The 16327-nt window shown below is 68.9% G+C and carries 17 protein-coding genes; 8 read left to right on the top strand and 9 right to left on the bottom strand.

Annotation, left to right across the window (positions count from 1 at the left end; all coding sequences use genetic code 11):
• Nucleotides 1-33: 33 nt before the first annotated feature.
• Nucleotides 34-489, top strand: coding sequence for a universal stress protein (locus CRO12_RS12670; RefSeq protein ID WP_097064451.1), 456 nt, complete (start codon nucleotides 34-36; stop codon nucleotides 487-489).
• Nucleotides 490-515: 26 nt separating this feature from the next.
• Here CRO12_RS12670 and CRO12_RS12665 read toward each other — a convergent pair whose 3' ends face one another.
• The 7 genes from CRO12_RS12665 to CRO12_RS12635 all read right to left on the bottom strand — a co-directional run bounded on the left by CRO12_RS12665 (nucleotide 516) and on the right by CRO12_RS12635 (nucleotide 5017).
• The gene (locus tag CRO12_RS12665) at nucleotides 516-1154 is read right to left on the bottom strand and encodes a glycine zipper 2TM domain-containing protein (RefSeq protein ID WP_097064450.1); all 639 of its coding nucleotides are present in this window, start codon (nucleotides 1152-1154) and stop codon (nucleotides 516-518) included.
• A gap of 21 nt (nucleotides 1155-1175) precedes the next feature.
• On the bottom strand, nucleotides 1176-1805 hold the full coding sequence (locus CRO12_RS12660; protein WP_097064449.1) for a hypothetical protein: 630 nt from the start codon (nucleotides 1803-1805) through the stop codon (nucleotides 1176-1178).
• A 129-nt stretch (nucleotides 1806-1934) separates the two neighbouring features.
• Complete coding sequence (locus tag CRO12_RS12655; RefSeq protein ID WP_097064448.1) at nucleotides 1935-2423, bottom strand: GAF domain-containing protein; 489 nt, start codon at nucleotides 2421-2423, stop codon at nucleotides 1935-1937.
• A gap of 154 nt (nucleotides 2424-2577) precedes the next feature.
• A complete protein-coding gene (arfB, locus tag CRO12_RS12650) occupies nucleotides 2578-2973 on the bottom strand; it encodes an alternative ribosome rescue aminoacyl-tRNA hydrolase ArfB (RefSeq protein ID WP_097064447.1) in 396 nt (131 codons plus the stop codon).
• Complete coding sequence (locus tag CRO12_RS12645) at nucleotides 2970-3617, bottom strand: RluA family pseudouridine synthase (RefSeq protein ID WP_097064446.1); 648 nt, start codon at nucleotides 3615-3617, stop codon at nucleotides 2970-2972. Before CRO12_RS12645 ends, arfB begins: the two co-directional genes overlap by 4 nt.
• Nucleotides 3618-3663: 46 nt before the next feature.
• Nucleotides 3664-4266: an NAD(P)H:quinone oxidoreductase gene (wrbA, locus tag CRO12_RS12640; RefSeq protein WP_097064445.1), complete on the bottom strand. Its 603-nt coding sequence runs from the start codon at nucleotides 4264-4266 to the stop codon at nucleotides 3664-3666.
• A 19-nt stretch (nucleotides 4267-4285) separates the two neighbouring features.
• Nucleotides 4286-5017, bottom strand: coding sequence for a pirin family protein (locus CRO12_RS12635; RefSeq protein WP_097064444.1), 732 nt, complete (start codon nucleotides 5015-5017; stop codon nucleotides 4286-4288).
• 104 nt (nucleotides 5018-5121) lie between these two features.
• On the opposite strand from CRO12_RS12635, the gene CRO12_RS12630 reads away from it, so the two are divergent.
• On the top strand, nucleotides 5122-6039 hold the full coding sequence (locus CRO12_RS12630; RefSeq protein WP_097064443.1) for a LysR family transcriptional regulator: 918 nt from the start codon (nucleotides 5122-5124) through the stop codon (nucleotides 6037-6039).
• Nucleotides 6040-6049: 10 nt separating this feature from the next.
• Here the strand turns inward: CRO12_RS12630 and CRO12_RS12625 are convergent, their stop codons facing one another.
• Nucleotides 6050-9079, bottom strand: a complete 3030-nt coding sequence (locus CRO12_RS12625; RefSeq protein WP_097064442.1) for a TonB-dependent receptor domain-containing protein — start codon at nucleotides 9077-9079, stop codon at nucleotides 6050-6052.
• A gap of 302 nt (nucleotides 9080-9381) precedes the next feature.
• Between CRO12_RS12625 and ctrA the strand changes: the two genes are divergently transcribed.
• The 3 genes from ctrA (at nucleotide 9382) to CRO12_RS12610 (ending at nucleotide 11467) form a co-directional block, all read left to right on the top strand.
• Nucleotides 9382-10101: a response regulator transcription factor CtrA gene (gene ctrA, locus CRO12_RS12620; RefSeq protein ID WP_097064441.1), complete on the top strand. Its 720-nt coding sequence runs from the start codon at nucleotides 9382-9384 to the stop codon at nucleotides 10099-10101.
• A gap of 239 nt (nucleotides 10102-10340) precedes the next feature.
• On the top strand, nucleotides 10341-10583 hold the full coding sequence (locus CRO12_RS12615; RefSeq protein WP_097064440.1) for a DUF6894 family protein: 243 nt from the start codon (nucleotides 10341-10343) through the stop codon (nucleotides 10581-10583).
• 158 nt (nucleotides 10584-10741) lie between these two features.
• Entirely contained in the window at nucleotides 10742-11467 is a 726-nt protein-coding gene (locus tag CRO12_RS12610) for a Crp/Fnr family transcriptional regulator (RefSeq protein WP_097064439.1), read from the top strand.
• A gap of 13 nt (nucleotides 11468-11480) precedes the next feature.
• On the opposite strand, the gene CRO12_RS12605 is transcribed toward CRO12_RS12610, so the two are convergent.
• Entirely contained in the window at nucleotides 11481-13154 is a 1674-nt protein-coding gene (locus CRO12_RS12605; protein ID WP_425443025.1) for an amidohydrolase, read from the bottom strand.
• A gap of 43 nt (nucleotides 13155-13197) precedes the next feature.
• Between CRO12_RS12605 and CRO12_RS12600 the strand changes: the two genes are divergently transcribed.
• The 3 genes from CRO12_RS12600 (at nucleotide 13198) to CRO12_RS12590 (ending at nucleotide 16312) form a co-directional block, all read left to right on the top strand.
• Complete coding sequence (locus CRO12_RS12600) at nucleotides 13198-14025, top strand: DUF4163 domain-containing protein (protein WP_179641024.1); 828 nt, start codon at nucleotides 13198-13200, stop codon at nucleotides 14023-14025.
• A gap of 38 nt (nucleotides 14026-14063) precedes the next feature.
• Nucleotides 14064-15311 (top strand): threonine ammonia-lyase, encoded by a 1248-nt coding sequence (locus CRO12_RS12595; RefSeq protein ID WP_097064436.1) that lies wholly within the window; start codon nucleotides 14064-14066, stop codon nucleotides 15309-15311.
• A gap of 218 nt (nucleotides 15312-15529) precedes the next feature.
• Entirely contained in the window at nucleotides 15530-16312 is a 783-nt protein-coding gene (locus CRO12_RS12590) for an arginyltransferase (RefSeq protein WP_097064435.1), read from the top strand.
• Nucleotides 16313-16327 lie beyond the last annotated feature (15 nt).

The raw sequence follows: 16327 nt of genomic DNA, 5'->3' as shown, positions 1-16327 counted from the left end.
CAAGACCTGGCGGACAAGTGGAGGGGATGGCGGGTGCGCATCTATCTGGTGGTGGTCGACGACAGCCCGGAGGCGGAGATTGCGCTCCGCTTCGCCGCGCGCCGCGCGGTGAAGACCGGCGGCGGCGTCGAGATCCTGGCGCTGATCCCGCCTGCCGAGTTCGTCCAGTGGGGCGGGGTTCAGGCGACGATCGAGGAGGAGGCGCGCGTTCAGGCGGAAGCGATCGTTACCGCCGCGGCCGGCACGCTGCTGTCGGAATCGGGCGTCACCCCGTCGATCACCGTGCGGCAGGGCGACGGTCCAAAGGTGGTGCGCGAGATGATCGTTGAGAATCCGGACGTCGCCGCGCTGGTGCTGGGCGCCGCGGCCAGCGGCCCGCCGGGGCCGCTCGTCACGCACTTCGCCGGAGCCGACGCCGGGGCGCTCAACGTGCCGATCATGATCATCCCGGGCTCGCTCACCCGCGAGGAGATCGACCGGGTCAGCTGACGCGCCCCCCGGCCGGCCGGATCAGCTCAGCGCCAGGCGCACTTGCACTTCGGCTTGGCGCTGTAGCGGCGCTTGACGACCTTGTAGGTCGGCGCAACGTCCTCGTACACGTAGGTGGTTTTGGTCGTCGTGGTCGTGGTCGGCTGCACGACCACGGTAGTGCCGCCGATGTAGCCGCCGCCGTAGTAGCCCCCGCCCGAGTGATAGACGCGCGTACCGTAGCCGCCCTCGACCACGTCGACCGGCGGTGGTGGTGGTGGCGCATAACCACCCGGTGGCGGCGGAGCATAGGGCGCGCCGTAGCGCGAGGGCGGAGCACGCCGGCCGCGATCCTCCGCCCGGTCGATGGCCGCGCCGGCGATCGCACCAACGCCCGCCCCGATCAGGGTGCCGCCGAGCCGGTCGCCGCGGCCCGCGACGAGGTTGCCGACCCCGGCCCCGACCGCGCCACCGATGATCGCGCCGCCGACGCCATTGTCGCGCCGCGCCGGCGCATAGCCGCCATCGTCATAGCCATAATCCGGCGCGACCGGCGGCTCGCCGTCGTAGCCGTCGTCGTAGTCGCGGTCGTCGTAGTAGGCCTCATCGTCGTAGGCGCCGGCGTAGCCGTCCCAGTTGACGCCGCTGACGCTGTCATAGACCCGCCCGCGCGGGTCGAGCAGCACCGCATCGTCGTAGTAGCGCTATCAGGTGTAGCCGTAGGGCGGCGCGCCCAGCCCGAAGAACGACCAGTCGTTGATGAAGAAGCTTGGCGCGTACCAGTAGCTCGGCAGCTGCCAGCCGCGATACGGCCGGCGATAGGCGTTCCAGCCGCCCGGCGCGTAATAGCCAGAGTGCCAGCGCCCGCCGACGCGGCCACCCCACCGCGAACCGCCGGTCCAGCGCCCGCCGTTCCACTGCCCGCGCGGGCCGCTCCAGCTCTGCGACCGGCTCGAAGACCAGGACGAGGCGTAGGGATGGTTCGGGCGCACGCCACCGTTGTTCCAGCCGCCTGGGCGCGGCGTCACCGGGCGGACGCTCCCGTTGTTCCAGCCGCCCGGGCGCGGCGTTACCGGACGGACGGCGCCACCGTTCCAACCGCTCGGACGCAGCGTCATGGGTCGAACGCCGCCGCCGTTCCAACCGCCACTGGGTGGCGCGATGCGGGCCGGACCGCTCTGCGCGTGCGAGAAGGCACCGCCCGGCCCGGCACTCGCGCGGGCGAAGGTCGGCCCACGACCGCTGACGCTAGACGCGCCCGAGCGTGCCTGCCCGTGCGCGCCGCCGGCGCTGAGAAGCGCGACCGAGGCAGTGGTGGCGATCAGGACCTTGCGCATCGATGACCTCTTGCCGGCTGGTGCAGCCCTCCGCACCACTCATTTACGTTTGCCTCACCATAATACGCCAGCACGGCAGTGGTTCACAGCATCAGGCGCTCGCCGCCCGTCCCGTTCCGGGGCAGCGCCTCAGCCGGTGACCAGCCGCGGCGCGAGCAGCCGCACCAGCGCCTCGCACCCCGCGGCATCGCCGTGGTCGAACCGCGCGGGCAGCGGGCTGTCGAGATCGAGCACGCCGATGAGCGTGCCCGCATGGACGATCGGCACCACCAGCTCCGACCGGCTTGCCGCGTCGCAGGCGATGTGGCCGGGAAACGCATGCACGTCGGCAACCAGCTGCGTCTCCCGTGTCGCCGCCGCCGTGCCGCACACCCCCTTGCCGAGCGCGATTCGGATGCAGGCGGGCTTGCCCTGGAACGGCCCGAGCACCAGCTCGCCGTTCACCATCCGGTAGAACCCGGCCCAGTTCAGGTCGGGCAGATACTGCCAGATCAAGGCTGCGGCATTCGCCATGTTGGCGACCGCGTCCGGCTCGTCGGCGGTCAGCGCGTCGAGCGCGGCTGTGAGGTCGTGGTAGAGCTCACTCTTGGAGCCCGCAGCAATGGCGAAGTCGTACATGCCGCGCGATGTGGCGTGTCGAGAGTGCTGTGGGAAGGGCAACCTCATCTTGTCGTCACCCCAGCGAAGGCTGGGGTCCATGTCTGTCGATCAGGATCGACGCGTCATCGATCCTCGACACAGGCATGGATGCCAGCCTGCGCTGGGGTGACAGTCAATCCACCCGCACCTTCCCCCGCGCTGCCTTCACCGCGCTGCGCCCCTTCTTCTCGTCCACCCGCCGCGCCTTGGCCGCCTTGCTCGGCTTCGTCTTGACGCGCTTCGGCTGGCGGACATGGGCCGCGGAGATCAGTTCCGCCGCCCGCGCGCGCGCGTCCTCGCGGTTCGCCTCCTGCGTGCGGAAACGGCGGGCGGTGATCAGCAGCTCGCCCGCTGCGGTCAGCTTGCTGCCGGCGAGCGCCTTCAGCTGCTGATAGGCGTAGGGCGGCAGGCGCAGGCGGAACACGTCGATGCGCAGCTGCACCGCGGTCGCGACCTTGTTGACGTTCTGCCCGCCCGGCCCGGTCGCGGCCAGGAACTTCTCCTCAACAACCGCTTCTTCGGGGATCACGCAGCGAAGCCGAGCGCGGCGAAGTGTGGCGGCAGCGCTGCTTTCGCCGCTACCTCCGGCTTGTTCGCGCGCGGCAGCGCGATGGCGGCGGCGTGGAGCATCATGTGCTCGCCAGGCGTGCCATAGACCCGGTCGCCGACGATCGGCAGCCCTAGCCCGCTCGCCGCGTGGACGCGGAGCTGATGGGTGCGCCCGGTCGCCGGGACGAACTCGACGAGCGCGCGTCCGTCGACAACCGAGAGCGTGCGCCACGCGGTCCGGGCCACCTTGCCCTGCGGGCTGGGCACGATCCGCCACCCCGCCTCCCGCGTGCTCACCTTGGCGAGCGGCAGGTCGATCGTGCCGGCATCGCCCTCCGGCACGCCCGCGACCACCGCCAGGTAGCGCTTACGGACCAGCGCGCCCTCGAAGGCCTGGCCGAAGCGCTTGGCCGCGCCGGCATTGCGCGCGAGCAGCAGGCACCCGCTGGTGTCCCGGTCGATCCGGTGAACGGGTTGCGGCAACCGGTGGAAGCCGAAGGTGATCTCCTCCAGCATCGACTCGACGCTGGGCGACCGATCGCGCGGCGCGTCGACGGGCAGGCCGGCGGGCTTGTCGAGGACGATCGCCTCGCCGTCGAGGAAAATGACACGATCCGCGATCATGCCGCCCCTCTGCCACCAGCGGTGGCAGAGGGGAAGCGCGATGCCCTCAGACGCTGAGCTTGGCGGCAACCTCTGCGACCCGGCGGCCCTGGTAGCGGGCGCCGTTCAGGTCGGTCTCGCTCGGCTGGCGGCTGCCGTCCTGGCCGGCGATCGTGCTCGCACCATAGGGCGTGCTGCCGTGCACTTCGGTGGCGCTGCCGTGCCCGTCGTAGCCATAGTCGAGCCCGACGATCACCAGCCCGAAGTGGAGCAGGTTGGTGATGATGGAGAAGATCGTCGTCTCCTGCCCGCCGTGCTGGGTGGCGGTCGAGGCAAAGGCGGCACCGACCTTGCCGTTCAGCGCGCCCGACGCCCAGACACCGCCCGCCTTGTCCCAAAAGGCCGCCATCTGGCTAGAGATCCGGCCGTAGCGCGTGCCCGTTCCGACGACGATCGCGTCGTAGTTGGTCAGCTCCTGCGGATCGCTCAGCACCGCGTGCGCCTCGTTGACGACGTAACCCGACGATGCGGCGACCTCCGGCGGAACGGTTTCCTCGACCCGGCGAACGTCCACCTCGGCACCCGCCTCGCGGGCGCCGACGGCGAACGCATCGGCCATCTTCGCGATGTGCCCGTAGGAGGAATAATAGAGAACCAGAACCTTGGCCATTGTGCGTACTCCTTTGGCGTTATTCGGAATCGACCAGGACGATCTCGGCGTCCTCGTCCGCGGTGATCGTGACGCTCTGCCCGCCCGAAAGTGCCGCGCCGTCGCGGGTCGACAGCCGTACCGTCGTGTCCAATCCCGCGAGCGTCAGCGCGCCGGTCGCGGCGACCAGATAGGCGTGACGATTCGCACCGACGGTGTGGGTGACGCTCTCGCCCGCCCTCAGTGTCGCACCCATCACGCGGGCATCGGCCCGGATCGGCAGCGCATCGGCGTCCTCGGCGAAGCCGCTGGCGAGGGTCACGAACCGGCCGGAGCGGTCGCCCTTCGGGAACGGCTTCGCGCCCCAGGACGGCGCACCGCCGGCACTGCGCGGCTCGATCCAGATCTGGAACAGCGTGGTGGTCTCGCCCTCCAGATTATACTCGGCGTGGCGCACGCCGGTGCCGGCGCTCATCACCTGTACATCGCCCGCCCCGGTGCGGCCCTGGTTGCCCATCGAGTCCTGGTGCGTGATCGCGCCCGAGCGGACATAGGTGATGATCTCCATGTCGCGGTGCGGGTGCGGCGGGAAGCCGCTGTTGGCGGCGATCTCGTCGTCGTTCCAGACGCGGATTGCGCCCCAACTCATCCGCTCCGGGTCGTAATAGTTGGCGAAGCTGAAATGGTGACGCGCGTTCAGCCAGCCGTGGTTGGCGTGGCCGAGGCTCTCGAACGGACGACGCTCGATCGTGGCGGTGGTGGTATCCAGCATGGCTGCCTCCTTTATTGCCCCGAAGATAAGACCGCCGCCGCTCGCGTAAATGGAAACATCCGAAACACATTGTTTCGGATCAACGCTGGTATTAGGCTGGCACCATGCGGCTTCCCGACTTCGAGGCCTGGGCGATCTTCGCCTGCGTCGCCGAGCAGCGCTCGTTCAGCGCGGCGGCCGAGGCGATCGGGCTGTCCAAGGGAACGGTGTCGAAGGCGATCACCAGGCTGGAGGCGTCGCTCGGCACCAGCCTGTTCCACCGCACGTCACGCCGGCTGTCGCTCACCGACAGCGGCCAGGCGCTCGCGGAGCGTGCGCAGCGGATGGTAGCGGAGGCGCGCGCGGCCGAGGAGCACGCCCGCGATGCGGCAAGCAACCCGAGCGGCACCGTCCGGATCGCCGCCCCCATCACCTTCGGCATCCGCTTCGTCGCACCGGCGATCGCCGATCTGATCGCGCTGCACCCCGGCCTGGAGATCGATCTCCGGCTGTCGGACGCACGAGTCGACATCGTCGCCGACGGCTTCGACATCGCGCTCAGGGTCGCCGAGCTGCCCGACAGCTCGCTCAGGGCGCGACGGCTCGCGCCGGTCACCGTGCGGGTGGTGGCGGCACCCGCCTATCTGGCGCGAGCGGGCACCCCGACCCACCCCGCGCACCTCGCCGACCATGCCTGCTTCGGCTACGCCAACGCGATCGGCACCTGGCACTTCAGCCATCGCTCGGGCGAGGAAGCCGCCGTCCGCCCGCAGGGGCCGCTCGTCACCGACAACGGCGACGCGATGCTCCCGGCGCTCAGGGCCGGGCTCGGCATCGCGCGTCTGCCCGACTTCATCGTCGACGAGGAGATCGCCAGCGGCCGGCTGGTCGAGGTGCTGGCCGACTGGCGCTCGGCAAGCATCGCGCTCCACCTGCTGACCCCGCCCGGCACGCTGCGCCCGGCGCGGGTGGAAGCGACGATCGCGTTCCTCGCCGACCGCTTCCGCCAAATCTGCGCGGTCGAGAGCAAGCGCGCCGCCTGAGCGCGCCGGCTCAGCGCATCTCGAACCGCACGCCGAACCGGAACTGCCGGCCGAGCAGGTCCGAATAGGTGCTGTTCGCCGCCAGTCCCGTTTCCGGCAGCAGCAGCGGCCAGCGATCGAACAGGTTGGTCACGTTCATGAAGAACTGCGCCTCCTGCTTGTCGCCGAAGCGGATCTTCTGCGTGAGGTTCAGGTCGGCGTAGAACACGCCGGACACCCGATTGTCGTCATAGGTGAAGAAGTTGGGGTTGTCGGGCGGGCACGCGGTCGAGCACTCGATGCCGTTCGCGGCATACTTGCCCGCACTCACCCCGCGACCCACCGCCGTGACCGAGAAGCTGTCGTTGTCGTACGCGACGCTGCCGCGGAACAGCCACTTGGGCGTCGAGAACTGCCCGCCGTTGACCCCGACCGAGTCGAGCACGACCGTGCCGGGCACCCCGCTGTTGAACAGGTTGTCGATGTAGCGGGTCGCCACGCCGCGAATCGAGATCGCGCCCGGCGCCGCGTCGAACAGCTGGTTGAGCGGCAAGCGGTAGCTCGCGTCGATGTCGACGCCGCGCACCAGCTGGCTTGCCGCGTTGAACGGCTGGCTGCGGATCAGCAGATAGGGCTGGCCCGGCGTCGACCGCGCCGGATCGGTCGTGATCGCATCGCAGAAGCTCTGCTGCTGCTGGAGGTAGCAGAGGTCGGCGATGCTCTGCGCGGCGAAGGTGTTGATCCCGTCGCGCAGGTTGATCCGGAAATAGTCGACCGACAGGTTGAAGCCGGGCAGGAAACGCGGCGATGCCACCGCGCCGATGTTCCAGCTATTGGCCTTCTCCGGCCGCAGGTCGGGATTGCCGGTGGTGAAGCCCGAGTAGCCGTAGGTGGCGGGGCCGTTCGCCGGGTTGGTCGCGCTGTAGATCGGGTTCCGGATCGAGTCGCTGTTGGCCGATCCGCCCTGGAACAGGTCGTTGAGGTTGGGCGCGCGGATGTCGCGTGAGCGGGTCACGCGCACCCGGATGTCCGGGATCGGCTGCCACGATCCGCCGAGCTTCCACGTCGTCACGTTGCCGGCGGTGGAATAGTCGGTGATGCGCACCGCGCCGTTGAACTCCAGCCCCAGGCCGAGCGGCACAACCGTCTCCAGATAGGCTTCCTTGACGTCATACTCGCCGTTGGTGGGCAGGAAGTTGCCGACCGACCAGCGGTTGCTCGTTGTCGGGCGCCCGGTTGCGTCCACGGTCGCGAGCGGCTGGAACTCAGGGGGCACGAACCCGCGGATCTGCTCCTTGCGGTACTCGCCACCGAACGCGACGCTGATGTCGCCCGCCCAGGTGGCGAACGGCGTGATCGCGGCGTTGAGCCCGGCGACCCACTGCTCGACCACCTCGTCGCGGTACGGATCGCCCAGCACATAGCCGAAGGCGGCCGGGTTCGCGACGCCGAGCCCCAGCCGGTTGAGCGGCACGCAGGCGGGATCGTTGTTGGTGGCGCTCGCATCCACGTTGATCAGGCACTGGATCGATCCGGCCGCATAGCCGCCCGCGTTGCCGGCGGGGGCGAAGGCGACCGCGGTCGCATTGTTCATGCGCTGTATGTTCATGATCCCGCGCAGCTGCTCGCGCAGCTCGGCGCGGCCGTACTGGCCGTAGATGTCCCAGGTTGCGCGATTGCCGAACAGCTCGGTCTCGCCTTCCGCGCCGACGAGGTAGCGCTGCACCTCGCGCCGGTTGTCGATCGCGCGGAACGGCAGGTCGGCGGCCGTTGTCGCGATCGTCACGCTGGTGATGCCGGCGAGCCGCGCGGGTCCGAGCGTATTGTAGAGGAAGGCGTTGCACGTGAGCGGCGCGGTCGCGGCGCTCGCCGCAGTGCCGCAGCCGGTGGCGGTCAGCGCGACGCCGGTCGACAGGTTGGGCCCTGCATTGAAGTAGATGTTCTGCTTGTTGTACGCGGCCTCGGCGAACAGCTCGACACCGTCCGCCACCTCGAAGCTAAGGCGCCCGAACACGCCGGCGCGGTCGTCCTCTGGGTCGAGGCCGATACGGCGACCGGAATCGTTCACCTGCCACGAACCGCCCTGGGTCAGCGTCGGCGCGGCCGTGCCGGTCGGCGATGGGAAGGTCAGCGCGCCATACTGGTACTGCAGGATCTGCCCGCCCTGGCCGAAGTAGAGCCCGCGCAGGCGGTTGGCGGTACCGCCCGCCGATCCGGTTACGAGACCGCCCGGCGTCGAGTTGGCCGCGCCGACCTGACGCCGGATCAGGTAGCGCGGCGTAGTGCTCGCGGTCGTCCAGTTCGGGTCCTGGATGCGGACATAGCCGGTCGCGTTCCAGTCGCGGTCGATGCTCAGGATGCCGTCGCGGTGCGCGACCTCGCCGCTCAGCAGCAGGTGGCCGCGGCCGCCCGCGAACGACACTCCGCCGAGCACGCTGCCCGAGTAGTTGAAGCCGTCGCCTTCCTCGGTGATGCCGCTGTCGCCCTGCAGCCGGACGCCCGTGAACTTGTTGTCGAGCAGGAAATTGACCACGCCCGCGACCGCGTCCGAACCATAGGCCGACGAGGCGCCACCGGTGCTTACCTCCACGCTCCGGATCAGCGCCTGCGGGATGGTGTTGACGTCGACCAGCCCGGTCACCGTCGAGCCGACCGAGCGGCGACCGTTGACCAGCACCAGCGTCCGCTCCGCGCCCAGGTTGCGCAGGTTGAGCGCGTTGATGCCCGCCTGCCCGCTGCTGAGGTTTAGGCGCGAGTTGGAAGGCCGGGTGGAGCCCGCGAGCGAGGGCAGCTGGTTGACGAAGTCGGCGATGTTGTTCGACGGCGAGCTGTTCTGGATGTCCTCCAGCGACAGCACGGTGACGGGATTGGGCGTCTCGAATCCGGAACGGACGATGCGCGATCCGGTGACCACGATGTCGCGCGCACCCTCGCCCTCCTGCTCGTCGCGCTGCGCGGCCGGGTTCTGGAGCTCGGGGGTTGCGCTTACCGGTTGGTCCTGTGCCCAGGCCGGGGTCGCCAGCATCGTCGCCGACAGGAATAGCGCGGCCTTGATCTTCATGTCTGCCCCCGATCACCTGAGTTTCGACGCTTGATCCGCGTCGTTTTTGTGACAGGGAGGCTATCACGGCGATGACACTTGGCAACGGCTAAACCGCTTGACGCTCGGCAAGTCCGTCACAGGTGCAGCAATCAAGCAACAGCCCCGCGGCTCGCGCTCGTTGCGACGGCTCCGTTACCGATCTTAATGCCGGCTTAGCGACTAATTAACCTTTTGCCTTCAGAGGTGCTTAGCGTAAGTTCGCTTGGACGTTCGGTGGCCAGAGGGGGTCGCATGGGCGTTGCCGGCAAGGGGAATGCCACATGCGCGTGCTGTTGATCGAGGACGAGCCGACCACCGCCAAGGCGATCGAGCTGATGCTCACGACCGAGGGCTTTAACGTCTACACGACGGACCTGGGCGAAGAGGGCTTGGACCTCGGCAAGCTCTACGACTACGACATCATCCTGCTCGACCTGAACCTGCCGGACATGCACGGCTATGACGTGCTGAAGAAGCTGCGCGTCGCTCGCGTTCAGACGCCGGTGCTGATCCTGTCGGGCATCAACGAGATGGACTCAAAGGTGCGCTCGTTCGGCTTCGGCGCCGACGATTACGTCACCAAGCCGTTCCACCGCGAAGAGCTGACCGCGCGCATCCACGCCGTTGTCCGTCGGTCGAAGGGCCATTCGCAGTCGGTGATCAAGACCGGCAAGCTGGCGGTCAACCTGGATGCCAAGACCGTCGAGGTCGACGGTGCCCGCGTCCACCTGACCGGCAAGGAATATGCGATGCTGGAGCTGCTTTCGCTCCGCAAGGGCACGACGCTCACCAAGGAGATGTTCCTCAACCACCTCTACGGCGGCATGGACGAGCCCGAGCTGAAGATCATCGACGTGTTCATCTGCAAGCTGCGCAAGAAGCTCAGCATGGCGTGTGACGGCGATAACTACATCGAGACGGTCTGGGGCCGCGGCTATGTGCTGCGCGAGCCCGACGAGGCCGGCGCAACGACGAGCCCGGTTGCCGTAGCCGTCGCCTGACGAACCGCGCGAAAGCGCAGGTAAGGGGCCGCTGTCCACTCGGGACGGCGGCCCCTTTCCGTTCGCGCAGCATCGGTAGCGTACCAATGTTGGTTGAACTAACATTCTTTAGTCAGAACTGACTGCTTGATCTGGATCAAGCGTGCTGGAGCGCGCCTTTGCAGGCTGAGTTCCGCTCCAAGGCGCCTGCGGCTGAAAGTGAGCGTGTTCCCGCCTCGCCCTGATCAGGAGCAGTGCCGATGCTCCGCTATTTCTTTTATATCCGTGACGGTCAGACCTTTGTCGACCTGCAGGGCACCGAGCTCGCCGACATCCATGCCGCCAAGCGCGAGGCCGTGCAATTCGCCGGACACCTGCTCTCCGATCAGCCCGACACCGCCTGGGACGGCACCAAATGGGTGCTCCGCGTCACCGACGCGAACGATCTCACGCTGTTCAGCCTCACCTTCTTCGCAACCGACGGAGCCGTGAACTGCCACTGAACCGTCGCACCTTCTCCTGACATAGATTAGGAAGATAAAAGCTCGTCTAGGTTGAACGATCGCTACCGTACAAACGTTGGCTTGTTAGTCGCCGGAATTTGCCTTGGGCACAGGTGGCCGAGGGATGTCTTCCTTCGTCCCGAAGCGAAGGGAAGATCATGACGGAATCGCACTCGCTCGACGCTTTCATCGACAAGCTACACTTGGGTGAGACGCTCGGCTTGGCGGACCGGCGGGCAGTGCGCTCCCTGCCATTTCGTCTCCGACGGATGGAGCGGGGCGGCTTCGTGGTGCGGGAGGGCGATCGTCCGCATCGCTGCAACATTCTTCTGTCAGGCTACGCCTTCTCCTCCAAGGTCTGCTCCGATGGCGCGCGCGCGGTGCTCGCGCTCCACATGGAGGGCGATCCCCTCGACATCGCCGGCTGCTCGGGCAGCGACGCACAGTGTAACGTCCAGGCGCTCACCCCCATCGTCACCGCCGACCTGTCGCGCGACGACCTGTGCGCGCTGGCGCACGACCACCCGGCCATCGCCGCCGCCTTGTGGCGGCTGACCGCGCGTAACGCCGCAATGCTTGGCGAGTGGCTGACCAACGTCGGGCGACGCAGTGCACGCGGGCGGATCAGCCACCTGATCTGCGAGATCGCCGCCCGGCAGCGAGACCTGGGCGTCAGCTGCGGTGCCGACTACGTCATGCCGCTGACGCAGGAGCAGCTCGGCGACAGCACCGGGCTCACGTCCGTCCACGTCAACCGCGTGCTCCAGGGTCTGCGCGGCGACAAGCTGATCGCGCTCGCCAAGCAGCGCGTGACGATCATCGACTGGGAGCGGCTGCGCCACGCCGGCGACTTCCGCCCCGGCTATCTCCAGCTCGCGGCGTGAACCCGACGGGGCTTCAGCGGCGCTCCCATACCTTCTCGCCGCCGACCCAGGTTTCCAGCACCCGCAGCTGACGCAGCTCGACCGGGCTCGCCATTGTGGGATCGCGGTCGACGATCAGGAAGTCGGCGCGCTGCCCCGGCGCCAAGGTACCGAAGCGATCCTCCGCAAAGCCGGCATAGGCGGCATCGCTGGTGAAGGCGCGCCACGCCTGTTCGCGGCTGACCCGCTCTTCCGGGTGCCAGCCGCCGAACGGCTGCCCGCTCGCATCCTCGCGGGTGATCGCGGTCGCCCAGTTGACGAACGGGTTGGGGTTCTCGACCGGATAGTCGGACCCGAAGGCGAGGCGGCTGCCGACGCGCAGCATCGACGCCCAGGCATAGCTGCCGGTCAGCCGCGCCGCGCCCAGCCGCGCCTCCGCCATCCGCCAGTCGCTTGCCTCATGGATCGGCTGCATCGAGGCAATCACGCCGTTCCTGCCGAAGCGCGGCAGGTCGGCCGGGTCGACCACCTGCGCGTGCTCGATCCGCCAGCGCCGGTCGCCCTTGTAGGTCACGGCAAGCTCGTCGACGGCGTCAAGCACCTGCTGGTTGGCGCGATCACCGATCGCGTGCACCGCGATCTGGAACCCGTCCATCGCGCCCCGGCTCATCAGGTTGAGCAGCTGATCGTCCTTGAGGAACGGCAGCCCGGTGTTGCCCGGGGCGTCCGCATAGGGCGCCTTCAACCACGCACCCCGCGAGCCGAGCGCGCCGTCGCTGTAGAGCTTGATGCCGCCCATGCGGAGCTTGTCGGCGTAGAGCCACGGCGTCGGCTGGGTGCCGCCGATCGCAATCGCCGGGTCGACGCCGGCGGCGTAGGCCATGATACGGACGCGCAGCAGACCCTGGTCGCCCATCCGACGATAGGTCAGCCAGTCCTCGACCTTGGTTCCCATGTCGGCGGTGGCGGTGATCCCGGCGGAGAGCAGCGCCTCCTGCGCCTTCAGGAATGCGGCGTTGCGGTCGCGCGGTGTCGGCTGCGGGATGTGGCGGGTGATCAGCTCCATCGCACCGTCCACGAACACGCCGGAGGGCTGACCGTTCGCGCCCTTCTCGATGCGCCCGCCGGCTGGTGCCACCGTCTTCGCCGTGATGCCGGCCGCGCGCATCGCCGCGCTGTTGGCCCAGCCGGCGTGCCCGTCCGCCCGCTCCAGCCAGACGGGGCGGTCGGCGACGATAGCGTCGAGCTCGGCCGCGCTCGGAAAGCGGCCGAGCTGCCACACTTCCTGGTTCCACCCGCCGCCCAGGATCCAGGGGCGCTGCGGGTTGGCGGCGGCGAAAGCGGCGACCCGGCTGGTCGCCTCGGCGAGCGACCTGGTCGTGAACAGATCCAGGCTGAGCGCGCGGATGCCGAGGTCCATGACGTGGCCGTGGGCATCGATCATGCCGGGGATCGCCACCCGCCCCTTCATGTCCGCGCGCCAGTCGAGCCGCTCCGGCCGCTTGTCGCCGCGCGCCAGCAGCCGCGTGACCTTGCCGTCCAGGGTCAGCAGGATGCCGGTGAAGCGCACCACCCGCCCCTGCTTGTCGAGCGCCACCCCGTCGACGTTGTCGACCAGCGCGTCGGCGAGCGCCGGGCTCGCGCCGAGGAGCACGGAAATCGGGGCTAGGAGCGCCAGGGCGCGGCGACGCATTTGACGGACGTTCATGTCGCTGCCTTATGGTGCGCACGCCGATTTGACGAGGGACGACATGCGCCGACTGCCGCCTGCCCTGACCGCCACGCTGCTCCTGGCCGGCTGCGGCAGCGCCGACTGGGAGAGCGGCAACGCCTCGCCGAACGGGAACGTGGTGGCGGAAACGCCGCTGCCACCGCTGCCAACGCCAACGCCGACGCCCAGCCCGTCGCCGGTCACAGCCAGCGTGGCGGAAGAAACCGAGGATTACGAGTTCAGCTACAGCTTTCCCTCGGCCGCCGCCGCGATCCCCGGTCTGGCCGCCTGGTTCGAAGCCGATCGCGCCCGGGCGCGCGCGCAGGTGGCAAAGGAGAGCGCGGCCTTTCGCGCGGAGCGGGAGGCGGACGACACGCCCTTTCGCAAGTACACGACCAGCGTCGCCTGGAGCGTGGTGGCCGACACGCCGCGACTGCTCAGCCTGTCGGCCCTGACCAACGACTATACGGGCGGCGCGCACGGCTCGCCCGGCTTCGGCGCGCTGGTGTGGGACAAGACGGCGGGCCGACGGCTAAAGCCGACCGCGCTGTTTCAGTCGGAAGCGGCGCTCCAGGAGGCGCTCGGCGCTGACTTCTGCACGGCGCTCGACGCGGAGCGCGCGAAGCGCCGCGGTGAGCCGGTCGACCGTGCGTCGGGCGACATGTTCGACGAGTGCCCACGGGTGAACGAGGCGACGCTGATCCTTGGATCGCGCAGCAAACGCGCGATCGACCGGGTCGGGTTGCTGGTCGGTCCCTATGTCGCCGGGTCCTATGCGGAGGGAAGCTACGACCTCACCTTCCCCATCACGCCCGCCTTGCTCGCCGCCGTGAAGCCCGCCTACCGCGACGCCTTCGCCGCGCCCTAACTTCCCCCCGTGCGCCGGATGCGATAGGCGCTTAGGCCATGGCCACCCTACCGCGCACGCCCGAGCAGCCGCTGCTCCCCGTCAGCCGAGCCGATGTCCGGGCCGCGGCCGAGCGGATTCGCGGCTCCGTGGTGCGCACGCCGACGCTTCACTCGAAGACGCTGTCGGCGCTGACCGGCGCCAGCGTGTGGATCAAGTTCGAGAACCTGCAGTTCACCGCCGCCTACAAGGAGCGCGGCGCGCTCAACACGCTGCTCCAGCTCGATCCCGCAACCGCGGCGACCGGCGTGATCGCCGCATCGGCGGGCAACCATGCGCAGGGTCTCGCCTATCACGGCAACCGCCTAGGCATCCCCGTGACCATCGTCATGCCGCGTCTGACCCCGACGGTTAAGGTGATGCAGACCGAAGGGCACGGCGCGACCGTGATCCTGGAGGGCGAGACCTATGACGCCGCTTACGCCCACGCCCGCACGCTGGAGGCGGAGCGCGGGCTGACCTTCGTCCATCCGTTCGACGATCCGCGAATCATCGCCGGGCAGGGCACCGTCGCGCTCGAGATGCTGGAGGACGCGCCGGAGATCGACACGCTGGTCGTCCCGATCGGCGGCGGCGGTCTCATTTCGGGGATGGCGACGGTCGCCCGCGCAGCCTCCCGCGAGATCCAGGTCGTGGGCGTCCAGGCCGAGCTCTACCCCTCCATGTACAACCGGCTGCACGGCACCAGCATGGCCTGCAGCGGCGACACGCTGGCGGAGGGGATCGCGGTCAAGCAGCCGGGCACGCTCACCGCGCAGGTGGTGGAGGCGCTGGTCGACGATGTCGTGCTGGTCGGCGAGCGCCGGCTGGAGGAGGCGGTCAGCCTGCTGCTCCAGATCGAGAAGACGGTGGCGGAGGGCGCTGGTGCCGCCGGGCTCGCCGCGCTGCTCGCGTTCCGCGACCGGTTCCGCGGACGCACGGTCGGGATCGTCATCTGCGGCGGCAACATCGACACACGCCTCCTTGCCAACGTCCTCCTGCGCGATCTCGCGCGGTCGGGCCGGCTCGCGCGGCTGCGCATCCGCCTGCAGGATCGTCCCGGCGCGCTGTTCCAGGTCGCGCGCATCTTCGACGAGCAGCGCGTCAACATCCTGGAACTGTCGCACCAGCGCATCTTCACCAACCTGCCCGCCAAAGGCCTGAGCCTCGACGTCGAGTGCGAGACCCGCGACCGCGCCCACCTCGACCGGCTGCTCGCGGCGCTCCGTCACGAGCATTACGAAGTCAGCATGGTCGAACTCGCCTGAGTCGAGCCGGTCGCTGGCAGCGACGAGCCGTTGTTCCGCCGCTGGTCGCCCGACGCCGTTCGCCTGATAATGGCCGTGCGCCGCTGCCGGCCCGCGCCTGCGACGAAGCGGTGAATCGTTAACTCTCTTTCTTGGTAAAGCGGCTTTTCATCCCTGCCGCCTGCCCCCATAACGTCGGGATGCGGCGCCGAGGGGGCGCCAGCCGGGATGACAGACGCGTGACCGCACCCTTCCGCTACCCGCGCTTCTTCGTCACCAGCCCCTCGCCCTGCCCCTACCTCCCGGGCCGGGAGGAGCGGAAGGTCTTCACCGAGCTGAACGGGCAGCACGCGAGCGAGCTGAACGACGCGCTCGGCCGGATCGGCTTTCGGCGCAGCCAGTCGGTCGCCTACCGCCCCTCCTGCGCGGGGTGCACCGCCTGCGTCTCCGTCCGCGTGGTCAACGACGGCTTCCGCCCCAACGCCACCCAGCGCAAGCTGTTGAAGCGCCATTCCGACCTGGAGGTGCACGCCTGCCGACCCTGGGCGACGGGCGAGCAGTTCCAGCTGCTCCGCCGCTACCTCTCCGCACGTCATCCCGGCGGCGGCATGGCGGCGATGGACGAGAGCGACTACGCCGACATGGTCGAGCAGTCGCCGGTCAACAGCTTCGTGATCGAGTACCGCGAGCCCGGGATCGACGGCGGCCGCGGCCGCCTCGTCGGTGCGTGCATCACCGACCAGCAGGCTGATGGTCTGTCGATGATCTACAGCTTCTTCGATGCCGACGACACCAGCCGCCCGGGGCTCGGCAACTACATCATCATGGATCATATCCTGCGCGCGCGCGCCGCGGGTCTCGCCTATGTCTACCTGGGTTACTGGGTGAAGGGGTCGGACCGGATGGCGTACAAGACCCGCTACCGCCCGCTCGAAGTGCTCGGCCCCGATGGCTGGAGCGCGTTCGACCCGGACAGCGACATCGTGCCGGATCATGCCCCGCGGATGCGCGAATTGGTCTAGCGGTTTAGCCGCTCG

The sequence above is a fragment of the Sphingomonas guangdongensis genome, from assembly GCF_900199185.1.
GTDB classification, from domain to species: Bacteria; Pseudomonadota; Alphaproteobacteria; order Sphingomonadales; family Sphingomonadaceae; genus Sphingomonas; species Sphingomonas guangdongensis.
Note: the sequence above shows the minus strand (reverse complement) of the source record. Positions and strands in the feature narration are given on the sequence as shown.

What these genes read in the sequence shown, in the direction of transcription:
- CRO12_RS12600 (WP_179641024.1), top strand. Translation starts at nt 13,198, where the DNA reads ATGCGCCGACTGCCGCCTGCCCTGACCGCCACGCTGCTCCTGGCCGGC.
- CRO12_RS12595 (WP_097064436.1), top strand. Translation starts at nt 14,064, where the DNA reads ATGGCCACCCTACCGCGCACGCCCGAGCAGCCGCTGCTCCCCGTCAGC.
- CRO12_RS12615 (WP_097064440.1), top strand. Translation starts at nt 10,341, where the DNA reads ATGCTCCGCTATTTCTTTTATATCCGTGACGGTCAGACCTTTGTCGAC.
- wrbA (WP_097064445.1), bottom strand. Translation starts at nt 4,266, where the DNA reads ATGGCCAAGGTTCTGGTTCTCTATTATTCCTCCTACGGGCACATCGCG.
- CRO12_RS12630 (WP_097064443.1), top strand. Translation starts at nt 5,122, where the DNA reads ATGCGGCTTCCCGACTTCGAGGCCTGGGCGATCTTCGCCTGCGTCGCC.
- CRO12_RS12605 (WP_425443025.1), bottom strand. Translation starts at nt 13,154, where the DNA reads ATGAACGTCCGTCAAATGCGTCGCCGCGCCCTGGCGCTCCTAGCCCCG.
- ctrA (WP_097064441.1), top strand. Translation starts at nt 9,382, where the DNA reads ATGCGCGTGCTGTTGATCGAGGACGAGCCGACCACCGCCAAGGCGATC.
- CRO12_RS12610 (WP_097064439.1), top strand. Translation starts at nt 10,742, where the DNA reads ATGACGGAATCGCACTCGCTCGACGCTTTCATCGACAAGCTACACTTG.
- CRO12_RS12660 (WP_097064449.1), bottom strand. Translation starts at nt 1,805, where the DNA reads ATGCGCAAGGTCCTGATCGCCACCACTGCCTCGGTCGCGCTTCTCAGC.
- CRO12_RS12645 (WP_097064446.1), bottom strand. Translation starts at nt 3,617, where the DNA reads ATGATCGCGGATCGTGTCATTTTCCTCGACGGCGAGGCGATCGTCCTC.
- CRO12_RS12655 (WP_097064448.1), bottom strand. Translation starts at nt 2,423, where the DNA reads ATGTACGACTTCGCCATTGCTGCGGGCTCCAAGAGTGAGCTCTACCAC.
- CRO12_RS12635 (WP_097064444.1), bottom strand. Translation starts at nt 5,017, where the DNA reads ATGCTGGATACCACCACCGCCACGATCGAGCGTCGTCCGTTCGAGAGC.
- CRO12_RS12625 (WP_097064442.1), bottom strand. Translation starts at nt 9,079, where the DNA reads ATGAAGATCAAGGCCGCGCTATTCCTGTCGGCGACGATGCTGGCGACC.